The organism is Microbacterium sp. NPDC077644, assembly GCF_040702785.1.
In the GTDB taxonomy this organism is placed as follows: domain Bacteria; phylum Actinomycetota; class Actinomycetes; order Actinomycetales; family Microbacteriaceae; genus Microbacterium.
On the sequence record NZ_JBFBME010000001.1, the window covers coordinates 1,141,759 to 1,154,341 of the forward strand.

Below are 12,583 nucleotides of genomic sequence, written 5' to 3' on the forward strand. Positions count from 1 at the left end.
GACCCTGGTGGATCCGAACCCCTTGAGAACTGCTAAGCGCCGACCTTGAAGCGCGCGAAGTCCGTCACGGTGATCCCGGCGTCCTTCGCCACCTGGGCGACGGAGAGCTTGTTGTCCTTCGCGTAGTCCTGCTCGAGCAGGGCGACCTGCTTGATGAACGCGGACACGCGGCCCTCGACGATCTTCGGCAGGGCCGCCTCGGGCTTGCCCTCGTTGCGGGAGATCTCGGTGACGATCTCGCGCTCCTTCTCGACGGCCTCGGCCGGAACGTCCTCGCGGCTCAGGTACGACGGGTTGGCGAACGAGACGTGCTGCGCGATGCTGCGCGCGGTCGCCGCGTCGTCACCCGTGTAGGCCACGACGACGCCGATCTGCGGGGGCAGGTCCTTGCTCGTGCGGTGCATGTACACCTCGAGAGCGTCACCGGTGACGGTGCGAACCTGGCGCAGCTCGATCTTCTCGCCGATGATCGCCGCCTCGTCCGAGATCAGCTCGCCGACGGTCTGAGCACCAGCGGAAGCCGCAAGCGCGTCCTCGACTGAGTCCGCCTTGACGGCGGCGATGGCGTCGGCGACCTTGTCGGCGAGGGCGATGAAGCGCTCGTTCTTCGCGACGAAGTCCGTCTCGCAGGCCAGCTCGATGAGCGTGACGCTGCCGTCCTGCTCGCGCGAGACGACCAGGCCCTCGCTGGTGGAACGGTCAGCGCGCTTGGCGTTGCCCTTCGCGCCCTTCAGACGCAGGATCTCGGTGGCCTTCTCGACGTCGCCGTCGGCCTCCTCGAGCGCCTTCTTCGTGTCGACCATTCCGGTGCCGAGCTGCTCACGCAGCGCCTTGATGTCGGCGATGGTGAAGTTGGCCATGTGTGGTGGCTCCTTGCCTCGTTAGGTGTGTGTACGCGGATTACTTGGCGTCAGCGGCCTCGGCCGGAGCCTCGGTCTCCGGTGCGGCCTCAGCGGCGGGCGCCTCCTCGGCGGCCGGCTCCTCGGCGGCCGGCTCAACGGCGGCTTCCTCGGCAGCGGCGCCCTCGGCGGGAGCCTCGAGAAGCTCCTTCTCCCACTCGGCCAGCGGCTCGGCGTCGCCCGACTCGGGGTTGTGCTTCTGCTGCAGGCCGTCGGCCGCGGCGTCGGCGATGATGCGGGTCAGCAGCGAGACGGAGCGGATCGCGTCGTCGTTGCCGGGGATCGGGTACTGGAAGTCGTCCGGGTCGGCGTTGGTGTCGAGGATGCCGATCACCGGGATGCCGAGCTTCTTGGCCTCGTCGATCGCGAGGTGCTCGCGCTTGGCGTCGACGACCCACAGGGCGGACGGCGTCTTGGTGAGGTTGCGGATGCCACCGAGCGACTTGTGCAGCTTGTCGAGCTCGCGCTTCTTGAGCAGGAGCTCCTTCTTCGTGAAGCCGGAAGCAGCGGGGTTCTCGTAGTCGAGCTCCTCGAGCTCCTTCATGCGGGCCAGGCGCTTGGCGATCGTCTGGAAGTTCGTGAGGAGGCCACCCAGCCAGCGCTGGTTGACGTAGGGCTGGCCGACACGGGTCGCCTGCTCGGCGAGGATCTCCTGCGCCTGCTTCTTGGTGCCGACGAAGAGGATCGTGCCGCCGCGGGCGACCGTCTCCTTGACGAAGTCGTAGGCGGCGTCGATGTAGCCGAGCGACTGCTGCAGGTCGATGATGTGGATGCCGCTGCGCTCGGTGAGGATGAAGCGCTTGACCTTCGGGTTCCACCGGCGGGTCTGGTGTCCGAAGTGAACGCCGCTGTCGAGCAGCTGGCGAATGGTGACCACAGCCATGGTCTTCTCCTGGTTCTGACGCTTGCGCGTCCTTGAGGTTGTTCTCGCCGGTCAGGCGACCGGTGATCCTGGTGCCCGGCTCACGCCCACCCGCTCTGGAGAGCGGGACCTGAGGGAGTGGATGCCGCAACCGGTGTCCGTGAGGACGATGATCGCTTTGGGCACGCGTAGTCACCCCGGAATCGAGGTGCGACCTCAAGTGTACAGGATCGGAGCCTTCCCACCGGCGCTGCACAGGCGCCGATTCCCGCGTGTTCTGCACGGTTCGCGCCCGCCCCTCCGGCGGGGCGTGCGCCGACGTCGGATCATGGACGGATGTCGACAGCGAATCCCCACAGACGCCGCTCGCGCGGAGCAGGGCGGACCGCCCTCATCGCGGCGCTCGTCGCCACGGTTCTGACGCTGCCGCCGTCCGCGGCCGCGGCCGACCCCGCATCGCCGTCCGACCCCGCACCGCCGTCCGATCCGGCGTGGTCGTGGCCGACGGCGGGAAAGCGTGAGGTGGTCGAACCGTTCCGCGCCCCCGCTCACGACTACGGTCCAGGGCATCGCGGCATCGACATCGGAGCCGGTCAAGGCGCCCCGATCACGGCGCCCGCGGACGGCGTCGTCGCGTTCCGCGGAGTCGTCGTGGATCGCCCGCTGCTGACGATCGATCACGGCGACGGCCACGTGAGCACGTTCGAGCCGCTCGCGTCCGACCTCGCTCCGGGCGCCGTCGTCCGCGCCGGAGACGAGATCGGCACGGTCGCCGTCGGCGGGCATGCGCCGGCCGGGACGCTGCACGTCGGCGTGCGCCTGAACGGCGTGTACATCAATCCGATGCTGCTGTTCGGCGGGGTTCCGCGTGCGGTCCTGCTCCCCTGCTGCGCGTCGCCTCCGCGGTGAGCCTCAGGCGCGCGGGTGCGCCAGCCGATAGGTCGCAGCGAGGCGTTCGGACGAGACGTGCGTGTAGATCTGGGTCGTCCCCAGGCTCGCATGCCCGAGGATCTCCTGCACCGCGCGCAGATCGGCACCGCCGTCGAGCAGATGAGTGGCGGCGGAGTGGCGCAGCGCGTGCGGACCGACGGCATCCGAGCCGATGATCGGGCCGAGGGCGGACGCGACGAGTGCGTACACGGCGCGCGGCCCGATGCGCGCGCCGCGGGCGCCGAGGAAGACGGCGGGAGACGTCGTCGCGGCCCGTGCGATCAGCACCGTACGGCCCCGCGTGAGGTACGCGCCGATCGCGGCGGCCGCGGGCGTGCCGAACGGGACGACGCGCTCTTTTGAGCCCTTGCCCCACACGCGTGCCGTGCCTCGGTCGAGGTCGAGATCGTCCACATCGAGCCCGCACAGCTCGGACACCCGCATCCCCGAGCCGTAGAGCAGCTCGAGCATCGCGTGATCGCGCAGAGCGACGGGATCGCCGCCCGCCGCGCTGCGGGCGCGTTCGTCGAGCATGTGGCGCAGGCCCTCCTTCGAGGCGACCGCCGGCAGCGTCCGACCGCGCTTGGGGGCGATCAGGCGCAGCGCCGGATCCACGACGATGAGCTCCTCGTCCTTCGCCCAGGCGAAGAACGACCGTGCCGCCGCAGCACGACGCGCGAGCGTCGAGCGCGCGTCGCCGCGCTGCGTGGCGCGCCAGAGCCAGTCCCGCAGCGCTTCGAGGTCGACCTCTCGCAGCGGCACGGCGCCGACGGCGTCAGCCAGATCGCGCAGATCGGACCGGTACGCGCGCACGGTCGCAGCGGACAGGCGACGCACCTGCTCGAGGTGCGTCGTGAACGCGTCTGCGGCGGACGGAAGATCCATGGATACAGCTTGCCGCGTCCCGCAGGCCCGGCGCAGATGCCCCGCCGACACGCAGCCGCCCCGGCGTGGGACCGGGGCGGCTGCGCCTGGGGCTGGATCGCTGGGGAGGCGACCCGTAGGGGGCTTTGTTCAGTCGGATGCCGCGCTGGCGACGGACGCGGCGCTCGGAGCCGACGCGGGGCTCGGGGCGGAAGCAGGGCTCGGGGCGGGCGCGGGAGCCGGTGCCGGGGCGGACGGCGCGCTGGCGACGCTCTGCGGGCTGGGGGCGCTCTGCGGAGTCGGCGCGCTCTGCGGCGTGGGGGCCGACTGCGGCGTCGCCGCGGACTGGACCGTGGCTGCCGAGGGGGTGCTCACGACCGTCACCGACGAGTTCGTCTCGCGCATCTGGATCGCCTTGCCGGTGAGGACGCCGCCGCTGTTGGTGATCGCCCCTCCGGGAACGACGGTGCCGTCGGTGGTCCTGAGGTCCATCGTTCCCGCTGCGGCGGCAGCGCCGCCGGCGACGACGCCGAGACCTGCGAGTCCGGTGATGCCGTAGACGATCCACTTCTTGCTGTTCATGTCATCTCCTGTCTGTGCGCCGGCGTTGCGGCTTCGGTGAGGATGTATCCATCGTCCGCGTCGCCGCTAAGGGCATTCGAAACCGTCCATGAGAGCGTTCTTAGCCGTGTGGAGCCGACGGACGGCCACCGTTCACGATCGCGGAGGCCACGGCGGTCAAGCCCCTCGCGTACGCCTGGTCGCCGCGTTCGGCAGCGGAGATGATGTGTCCGGCGAGATGGACCACGACGAGGCCGCGCACGCGCGCGGTGCCCCAGCGTTCCGCGGCGAGATCGGCGAGCTCCCATGCCCGCGACTGCGCCGGACCGTGCGTGAGGAGGGCGCTCGCGGTCGCGTGCGAGAGGAAGGCGGCGGGATCCTCCGCCGGGTCGCCGACCGCGAGCGTGTCGATGTCGATCATGCCGCTGATGAGGCCCGCGCCGAGAAACAGCTGCCCGAAGTGCAGATCTCCGTGGACCACTGCCGGCGCCGCCGCCTGCTCGGACTCGATCAGGCCTCGTGCGGCAGTCAGGAGCGCCCGGGTCCCGTCATCCGCGCGTTCGGCGTACCAGTCCAGACGCGCCGCGATCCCGGGGGCCGCGTGCGTCCACTCCACTTGCGCGAGAAGCGCGCGCAGGTGCTCGACCCGGTCGATGAGATCGGCGGGGTCCCACTCCACGTCCTGCGCGGGGGTGCCGGACGCCTGCGCCATGACGATCAATCCGTCGCCCGACCACGCGTGCAGAGGCGGCACGGGCAACCCGCCCCTCTCCGCAGCGGCGTGCGCGCGGACGATCCGGTCCACGCGCGATGGTCTGACCACCTTCAGCCAGACCCGCGCCGCACCCGAGCCGATACGCAGGACCGCCCGCCGCCCGGGCCGGTAGGCGACGATCTCGGGCCGCGCGTCCGTGTGGATCCCCAGCCGAGCCAGCAGGGTCTGCGCGGCCGAGTCGAACGCGACGGGTGCGAGCGCGGGAAGGTGCGGGTCGGCGGGGTGCTGCCAGATGCGCACTGCTCCCGCGTCCTCGCTCGAGCGCAGCCCCGTCTCGGCGGGGACCTCGAGCCCGGAGGTGTCGACGTAGTACGGCGCCGGCTCGTCAGCAACCTGGAGTCCGGTCACCGAGCCCGCGCCGAGCGGCTCGCGGGAGTGGAACCCGATCGTGTCGGCGGGGACCGCGAGCGCGGATGCGAGCATCGACACGTCTGAGTCCGGCTTTCCCATCCTTCGATCGAAGCACGTCGCGGGCGCCGGGCGGATGAGATCTCTCTTAGGGAGACGACGTCGGCGCGCCCGGATCGGGATACTGGGTGCTGTGAGCGAACCGGATGCCGTCAGCGCGCGCCGCCGCCGGCGGTGGCCGGCGATCTCGGTGCGCACCCGGATCGTCGCCGCCATCACGCTCGTCGCGGCGGTCGGGCTGCTCGCCGTGGGTCTGTCGGTGTACTTCGTCGAGCGGCAGGTGATCCTCGAACAGGTCGACGCCCGCCTGCACGACAACCTCGACTCGGCCCGCTTCATCGTCGGCGAAGGGGACGAGGGTGCCGCGTGGTCCTCGTCGTCGGCCGCACTCGCCGCCGTCGTGCAGCGCATGAGTCCGGACGACAACACCGGTGCCATGGGCATGACCGCGGGGGTCATCACCACGGTGCCCGGCATCCAGCTCGACCTCGATCTGCAGGATGCCGCGGAGTTCGCCGCCCATGTCGATCGCCTTCTCTCCGGCGAGCAGCCGCTTATCGGCACATACGCCGAGGACGGCTCGACATGGCGCTATCTCGCGGCCCCCATCATTGTGGAGGGCTCCCCCGATCCCGCCGAGGTCGTGTTCGTGCTCGTCTACGACCTCGAGGCCGAGCTCGCCGAGATCAACGACTCGGCGGTCATGTTCCTGTGGGCCTCGGCGATCACCCTCATCGTCATCGCGGCGACGGGATCGATCGTCGCGACCCGCCTGCTCCGGCCGCTGCGCCAGATGCGTCAGACCGCCGAGCGGATCTCGGCGCAGTCCCTCGACGAACGGCTCCCCGTCGACGGGAACGACGACGTCGCGGAACTCTCCGAGACCATGAACGACATGCTCGATCGGATCGACGCTGCGCTCGAATCGCAACGGCAGCTGCTCAGCGACGTCGGCCATGAACTGAAGACGCCGATCACGATCGTGCGCGGGCATCTCGAGGTGATGGACCCCGCCGATGCGGAGGACGCCACGCAGACCCGCGACCTCGCCGTCGACGAGCTCGAGCGGATGGGACGCCTGGTGCAGGATCTCGCCTCGGCCGCCGCGCTGCACGGTCCGAGCCCGGTGCAACTCCAGCCCGTCGACGCCGCCGAGCTGCTGACCCAGATCGTGCGGAAGGCGCAGGGCATCGACGGTGCGGACGTGACGCTCGGACCCGTCGCCGGACGCACGGCGATGCTGGATCCGGCACGGATCACGCAGGCGATGCTCCAACTCGCCCAGAACGCCGTGACGCACGGCGGCGGGAGGATCGAGATGGGCAATGCGGCCGTCGCCGACACGGTGGAGCTGTGGGTGCGCGATCACGGACCCGGGGTGGCTGATGAGGCGAAGTCGCAGGTGTTCGAGCGGTTCCAGCGCGGCACGGAGGCGCAGGTCCGCAGCGGCAGCGGGCTGGGTCTGCACATCGTGCAGGTGATCACCAGGGCGCATCACGGGGCCGTCCGCGTCGAGGACGCCCCCGGGGGTGGAGCGCTCTTCATCCTCAGCGTGCCCGCGCCCCCGGCGGTGCAGCCGCCGCAGGACCCGGCAGGTGACGTGGTGATCCCGCCTCGCCCGCCGCTCCCCCATGACAACGAGACCTCGAGTGCCGGAAGACGATGACCGTGGCATCCATTCTGATCGCCGACGACGAGCCGCGCATCTCGGGGTTCATCGAGAAGGGACTGCGCGCAGCGGGGTTCGCGACACGGGTCGCCGCGACCGGGCCCGACGCGCTGGAGCTCGCGCAGACGGACAAGTTCGACCTGCTCGTGCTCGACGTGAACCTTCCCGGGTTCGACGGCTTCGAGGTGCTCGAGCGGTTGCGCGGCTCGGGGTCGAGGCTCCCGGTGATCATGCTGACGGCCAGGGTCGAGCTGCATGACACGATCGCCGGTCTCGAGGGCGGCGCGGACGACTACCTCGGTAAGCCGTTCCGCTTCGACGAGCTGCTCGCCCGCATCCGGATCCGGATGCGCCGGGAGGAGCAGGTGGCGACGGGCGATCTGTCGCACGGGGAGCTGCACCTCGACATCCGCACGCGCAGGGCCAGAGTCGGCGATCACGCCGTGGAGCTCTCGGCACGTGAGTTCGCGCTCGCGGAAGAGCTCATTCGGCATGCCGGGCAGGTCCTGAGCCGCGAGCAGCTCCTGAGCCGAGTGTGGGGCTACGACTTCGACCCCGGCTCGAAGGTCGCCGACGTGTACATCGGGTATCTGCGGCAGAAGATCGGCGCCGAGCGGATCGAGACCGTCCGCGGGGTCGGATACCGTCTGACCTGACCGCCCGCCGCTGATCAGGTGCGCGCACGTCGCCACCCGTTCTCGACCTGCTCCACGGTTCCTTCGAGGCTCAGCGTCCCGAGCAGCGCGCGGGTGCGTTCGACGGACAGGCCGGACAGACGCGCGAGTTCGAACGGCGGATGCGCCGTACGGGCGCTCAACGCGTCGAGCAGCCGGATCTGCTCCGGGTCGGTCCGGTAGGTCTCGGCAGCCGGCGCGGCGTCGTTCCCGAGCAGTTCACGGACCTCGGCCGCAGTGGTGACGCACACCGCATCGTACTCCCGCATGAGCCGGTGGCAGCCGGCCGACGCCGCGCTCGTCACGGGCCCGGGAACGGCGCCGAGAGGTCGGCCGAGCGATGAGGCGTGCCCGGCGGTGTTGAGCGAGCCGCTGCGCCACCCGGCCTCGACGACGACTGTCGCCGCGCCGAGGGCGGCGATGAGCCGGTTCCGGCTCAGGAAACGGAACTTCGTCGGAGCGGCACCGCACGGCAGCTCGCTGACGACCGCCCCGGACGAGCGGATGCGTTCGAAGAGCTGCTGGTGACCTGCCGGGTATGCGCGATCGACGCCACCGGCGAGGAACGCCACGGTCGCTCCCCCGGCGCCCAGCGATGCCCGGTGCGCGGATCCGTCGATCCCGTAGGCTCCGCCGGAGACCACCACCGTGCCGCCCGCCGCGAGATCGCCCGCGAGCTCCGCCGCGACGGAATCCCCGTACGCCGTCGCCGCACGGGCACCGACGATCGCGACCCGACTCGTGGCAGCCAGATGCGACGCCTCGCCGCGGACCCACAGCATGGTCGGGGCATGGTCGCCGAGATCGTCGACGGCGGACGGCCAGTCCGCATCCCCCGGCAGCAGAACGTGCGCGCCGACCTCCGCAGCTCCCCGCAGGGCGTCGCGGACGGCGCGCGGATGCGCCCGCGGCATCCACCGGCGCCTCCCGTCCTGCACGGCCTTCTCCGCCAGTCCGAAGCTCTCGTCGGACAGCCCGAACCGCAGCGCCTCGGACGCACCCAGTTGCGCGATCAGGGCTCCTGCGACACCGTCTCCCGGTTCGGCGATCACGCTCCAGGCGGCCCGCGCCAGCGTCTCAGCGGGCTCGTCGCCCGGCCGCGCGCTCGCCGCGGCCCGTCGGATCTCGCGGTCGTTCATCAGCGCATCGATCATGCGATCAGTCCTCTCTTCAGGAACAGCGCCCGCCCGAGCTCATCGCCGCCCGGGGCGTCCGCGCCGGCGAGATCCGCCATGGTCCAGGCGAGACGCAGCACTCTGTCGTAGCCGCGCAGGGTGAGCTGCCCGCGCTCGAGCGCACGATCCAGCGGCGCCCGGACAGCAGGAGCGAGCCTCCGGTCGCCCTGGCGCAGCCATGCGCCGGCGACCTCGGCGTTCAGGCGCCACGGCGTCCCCGCCCATCGCTCGGCCGCCCGGCCGCGTGCCGCGGCCACCTGCGCAGCGGCCTGGGCGCTGGTGGTGCCCGCCCGATCCACGGAGGTCGCCCTGGATGCCGCGACGCGGGCGACTTGGAGATCGATGTCGATGCGGTCGCGGAGCGGCCCGGACAGGCGCGCCCCGTACCGGCGGATCGCCACGGGCGGACAGATGCACTCCGCGCCGCGCACGCCGTAGTTGCCGCACGGGCACGGGTTGGTCGCCAGCACGAGCTGGAAGCGCGCGGGGAACCGGGCGCGGAATCCGGCGCGATCGATCTCGATCGCCCCGGACTCGAGGGGCTGCCGCAGCGCATCCAGGGCCACGCGCGAGAACTCGGCCGCCTCGTCGAGGAACAGCACGCCGCGGTGGGCTCGGACGATCGCGCCGGGCCGAACGGCGCGCGACCCTCCGCCCACGAGCGCCGCGACCGATGCGGAATGGTGCGGAGACTCCAGCGGCGGCAGGTCGTCGAGCGCGTTCACGACCGCCCCGGACAGAGAGCGGACGGCGGCGACCTCGAGGGCCTCCTCCTGCGTGAGCGGCGGCAGGATGCCGGGCAGTCGGCGCGCGAGCATCGTCTTCCCCGCGCCGGGCGGGCCGCTCATCAGCAGGTGATGCCCACCGGCCGCGGCGGCGATCAGCGCCTCGACCGCCTCCTCCTGTCCGACGACGTCCGCCAGGTCGAGCGGCTCCGCCACCGGCGCCGGTGAGATCTCGGCTCCGACAGGTTCGACCTCGGCAACGGCGAGATCGGCGCCGTGCCACATCGCGACCTCGGCGAGTGTGGTGGCTGCCTGCACCTGCATTCCCGGCACCAGGCGCGCCTCCGCCTCATTGGCGTGCGGCACGATCACTCGGTCGAAGCCCGCCCTCGACGCCGCGAACACGGCCGGCAGGACGCCCGGGACGGGCCTGACCCGCCCGTCGAGGCCGAGCTCGCCGATGTGCACGGTCCGCGCGATGGATGCGGCATCCAGCACCCCGCCCGTCGCCACCGCTGAGACCGCGATGCCGAGGTCGAATCCGCTGCCGTGCTTGGGCAGACTGGCGGGTGAGAGGTTCACCGTGAGCCGGCGACGGGTGAGCTCGAGCTGCGCGTTCGTGACCGCGTTGTGCACGCGCTGCGCCGCCTCGCCCAGCGCCTTGTCGGGCAGCCCGACGATCTTGAACCCCGGCGTCTGATTCGACACGTCCGCCTCGATCTCGACGAGGTGCCCGTCGACGCCGGTGAGCGCTACGGCCCACGTGCGCGCCGTCTTCATCGGAGATCCACCAGATGCTCGAGCACCGCGTCCACCGGGTCTGGGCCGACGATGCCGATGACCTCGAGCCGCAGCATCCGGTTCCCGGCCAGTTCGGGGTGCGTCCGACACCAGGCGTACCCGAGCCGCCACAGCCGCTCGCGCTTGCGGTCGTCGACGGCCTCGAAGGGGTGGCCGAACGCGATGCTGCGCCGGGTCTTGACCTCGACGACGCAGATCGTGCCGGCGGTCTCCGCCACGATGTCGATCTCGCCCTGGGAGCACCGCCAGTTGCGGTCGAGCACGCGATAGCCGTGCGTGCTCAGATGAAGGGCGGCACGGTCCTCACCGGCTCGTCCGAAGTCGTCTTTCGCTGCCATGCCGACAGCCTGCAGTCAGCAGGCCGTGCCATGGGTCCCGATTCGCGCGACTCGTGCACACCTGCCCAGACCGGAGCAATTGTGCGCTCTAGTCAGTTGCCGTCGAGCGAGAGCTCCTCGGGGAGTTCGAATTCGCGGCGCTGCAGCTCCTCGACGTTGACGTCCTTGAAAGTCAGCACGCGGACGGCCTTCACGAACCGATCGGCGCGATAGATGTCCCACACCCAGACATCCGCCATCGAGATCTCGAAGTAGAAGTCGTGCTCGGTGTCGCGGCGGACGACGTTGACCTCGTTGGCGAGGTAGAACCGCCGCTCGGTCTCGACGACGTACTGGAACTGACCCACGACGTCGCGGTACTCGCGGAACAGCGCGAGTTCGAGTTCGCGGTCGTAGTCGTCGAATGCCTCTTCATCCATGATGAGTCCATCCTATGAGTCAGAAGAGGGTCGGGGCGTCCGCGATCGCCCACGACGAGCGGTGGAACGGCGACAGCCCTCCTTCGCGGATGGCCGCGCGATGCTCGGAACTCGCATACCCCTTGTTGCGATCCCACTGGTATGCCGGGTGCTCGACATGCAGGTCGCCCATGTGGGCGTCTCTGGAGACCTTGGCGATGACGGATGCCGCCGACACGGATGCGCAGTCGCGGTCGCCCTTGATGACCGAGCGCACCTGCAGCGGCGTGTGATGGACGCGCGAGACGTAGTCGTGGTTGCCGTCGAGGATCACCAGCGCCCCGCCCAGCGCGGCGCCCTGCGCCACCACCGCGTCGATCGCCCTGGACGCCGCGAGACCGAGCGCGCGCATGATGCCGACCTCGTCGATCTCCGCGGCGCTCGCCCAGCCGACCGAGGACGCCTGCACCCATGCCGCCGCGCGGGCGGCGACCTCCGGGCGGCGCCTCTCGGTCACGAGCTTCGAATCGCGCAGGCCCTCCGGCACGCGGCGACGGGAGCCCGCGGCATCCATGACCGCGGCTCCGACCGCGACCGGGCCCGCGAGGGCTCCTCGTCCGACCTCGTCGAGCGAGATGATCAGGTCGTACTCGGCCAGGAGCTTGCGCTCCAGGGTGAGGCGGGGCGCGACGACGGTCATTCTTCGGGGTCCGGCACGCCGTTGAAGACGTCGTGTTGACCGTCGATCGTGCCGATCCTGGCGAGCGGCCACGTGGTCAGGAACGCCTTGCCCACCACGTTGTCGAGCGGCACGAAGCCGCCGCTGGGCAGGTCCTGGTGCGCGCGGGCGTCCTGCGAGCGGTCGCGGTTGTCGCCGAGCACCCAGATCGAGTTCTCGGGAACGGTGACGTCGAACGGCTCGTTCGACGCCGCCGTGTCGCCGTCGGGAAGATTCAGGTACGACAGCTCGTCGATCGGCGCGTCGTTGATCGTGATCTGGCCGAGCGAGTTGCAGCACACGACGTGGTCTCCGGGCAGGCCGATCAGCCGCTTGACGAGGTGGTCCTCGCTGTCGGACGAGGAGAGCCCGATGAGCGTGAGCAGGCCGTCGACCCATTCCAGGACGACCGGTCCCCGCGGAGCCTGCGGCTGCACCGGGAGCCACCCGCCGGGGTCCGCGAACACGACGACATCGCCCCGTTCGTAGCCGGTCCACCGCGGCGTCAGCTCATCGACGAGGATGCGGTCGTTGACGAGAAGGGTCTTCTCCATCGACGCGGACGGGATGTAGAACGAGCGGACGACGAAGCTCTTGACGAGGAACGAGACGAGCGCGGCGATGACGATGATCACGAGCACATCGCGCAGGAAGATCCAGAACCCGCGCCTCGGCTTGTTCGGGGCGTCCGCGGCGGATTCAGTGGTCATCGCATTCCTTCAGTGGGTCTCATCACCGCACGGCGACGGCAGCTTCAAGGTTCGCACACTCCGGATGAAACGAAGC

14 protein-coding genes are annotated in these 12,583 nt (G+C 70.8%); 3 read left to right on the forward strand and 11 right to left on the reverse strand.

What is annotated here, in order from left to right; genetic code table 11:
- Positions 1 to 32: 32 nt before the first annotated feature.
- Entirely contained in the window at positions 33 to 860 is an 828-nt protein-coding gene (gene tsf / locus AB0269_RS05510; protein ID WP_366210229.1) for a translation elongation factor Ts, read from the reverse strand.
- Positions 861 to 900: 40 nt separating this feature from the next.
- Positions 901 to 1,782, reverse strand: a complete 882-nt coding sequence (rpsB, locus tag AB0269_RS05515; protein ID WP_366210230.1) for a 30S ribosomal protein S2 — start codon at positions 1,780 to 1,782, stop codon at positions 901 to 903.
- A 315-nt stretch (positions 1,783 to 2,097) separates the two neighbouring features.
- Between rpsB and AB0269_RS05520 the strand changes: the two genes are divergently transcribed.
- Positions 2,098 to 2,670 carry a M23 family metallopeptidase gene (locus AB0269_RS05520; protein WP_366210231.1) on the forward strand — a complete coding sequence of 191 codons (573 nt, stop codon included), beginning with the start codon at positions 2,098 to 2,100 and terminating at the stop codon, positions 2,668 to 2,670.
- Between the two features lie 3 nt (positions 2,671 to 2,673).
- Here AB0269_RS05520 and AB0269_RS05525 read toward each other — a convergent pair whose 3' ends face one another.
- From AB0269_RS05525 to AB0269_RS05535, 3 genes are all read right to left on the reverse strand, one after another.
- A complete protein-coding gene (locus AB0269_RS05525; RefSeq protein ID WP_366210232.1) occupies positions 2,674 to 3,576 on the reverse strand; it encodes a tyrosine-type recombinase/integrase in 903 nt (300 codons plus the stop codon).
- A gap of 129 nt (positions 3,577 to 3,705) precedes the next feature.
- A complete protein-coding gene (locus AB0269_RS05530) occupies positions 3,706 to 4,137 on the reverse strand; it encodes a hypothetical protein (protein WP_366210233.1) in 432 nt (143 codons plus the stop codon).
- A 100-nt stretch (positions 4,138 to 4,237) separates the two neighbouring features.
- Positions 4,238 to 5,341: a phosphotransferase gene (locus AB0269_RS05535; RefSeq protein WP_366210234.1), complete on the reverse strand. Its 1,104-nt coding sequence runs from the start codon at positions 5,339 to 5,341 to the stop codon at positions 4,238 to 4,240.
- 91 nt (positions 5,342 to 5,432) lie between these two features.
- Here AB0269_RS05535 and AB0269_RS05540 point away from each other — a divergent pair, with 91 nt between their 5' ends.
- A complete protein-coding gene (locus AB0269_RS05540; protein ID WP_366210235.1) occupies positions 5,433 to 6,965 on the forward strand; it encodes a HAMP domain-containing sensor histidine kinase in 1,533 nt (510 codons plus the stop codon).
- Between the two features lie 2 nt (positions 6,966 to 6,967).
- Complete coding sequence (locus tag AB0269_RS05545; RefSeq protein WP_366210236.1) at positions 6,968 to 7,624, forward strand: response regulator transcription factor; 657 nt, start codon at positions 6,968 to 6,970, stop codon at positions 7,622 to 7,624.
- Positions 7,625 to 7,638: 14 nt separating this feature from the next.
- Here the strand turns inward: AB0269_RS05545 and dprA are convergent, their stop codons facing one another.
- The 6 genes from dprA to lepB all read right to left on the reverse strand — a co-directional run bounded on the left by dprA (position 7,639) and on the right by lepB (position 12,507).
- Positions 7,639 to 8,796: a DNA-processing protein DprA gene (dprA, locus tag AB0269_RS05550; RefSeq protein ID WP_366210237.1), complete on the reverse strand. Its 1,158-nt coding sequence runs from the start codon at positions 8,794 to 8,796 to the stop codon at positions 7,639 to 7,641.
- Positions 8,793 to 10,322, reverse strand: coding sequence for a YifB family Mg chelatase-like AAA ATPase (locus tag AB0269_RS05555; RefSeq protein WP_366210238.1), 1,530 nt, complete (start codon positions 10,320 to 10,322; stop codon positions 8,793 to 8,795). Before AB0269_RS05555 ends, dprA begins: the two co-directional genes overlap by 4 nt.
- The gene (locus tag AB0269_RS05560; protein ID WP_366210239.1) at positions 10,319 to 10,681 is read right to left on the reverse strand and encodes a YraN family protein; all 363 of its coding nucleotides are present in this window, start codon (positions 10,679 to 10,681) and stop codon (positions 10,319 to 10,321) included. The genes AB0269_RS05555 and AB0269_RS05560 overlap by 4 nt, the downstream gene beginning before the upstream one ends.
- A 92-nt stretch (positions 10,682 to 10,773) precedes the next feature.
- Positions 10,774 to 11,100: a DUF2469 family protein gene (locus AB0269_RS05565; protein WP_175988262.1), complete on the reverse strand. Its 327-nt coding sequence runs from the start codon at positions 11,098 to 11,100 to the stop codon at positions 10,774 to 10,776.
- 19 nt (positions 11,101 to 11,119) lie between these two features.
- Positions 11,120 to 11,779: a ribonuclease HII gene (locus AB0269_RS05570; RefSeq protein ID WP_366210240.1), complete on the reverse strand. Its 660-nt coding sequence runs from the start codon at positions 11,777 to 11,779 to the stop codon at positions 11,120 to 11,122.
- Complete coding sequence (gene lepB / locus AB0269_RS05575; protein WP_366210241.1) at positions 11,776 to 12,507, reverse strand: signal peptidase I; 732 nt, start codon at positions 12,505 to 12,507, stop codon at positions 11,776 to 11,778. Before lepB ends, AB0269_RS05570 begins: the two co-directional genes overlap by 4 nt.
- Between the last annotated feature and the right edge of the window lie 76 nt (positions 12,508 to 12,583).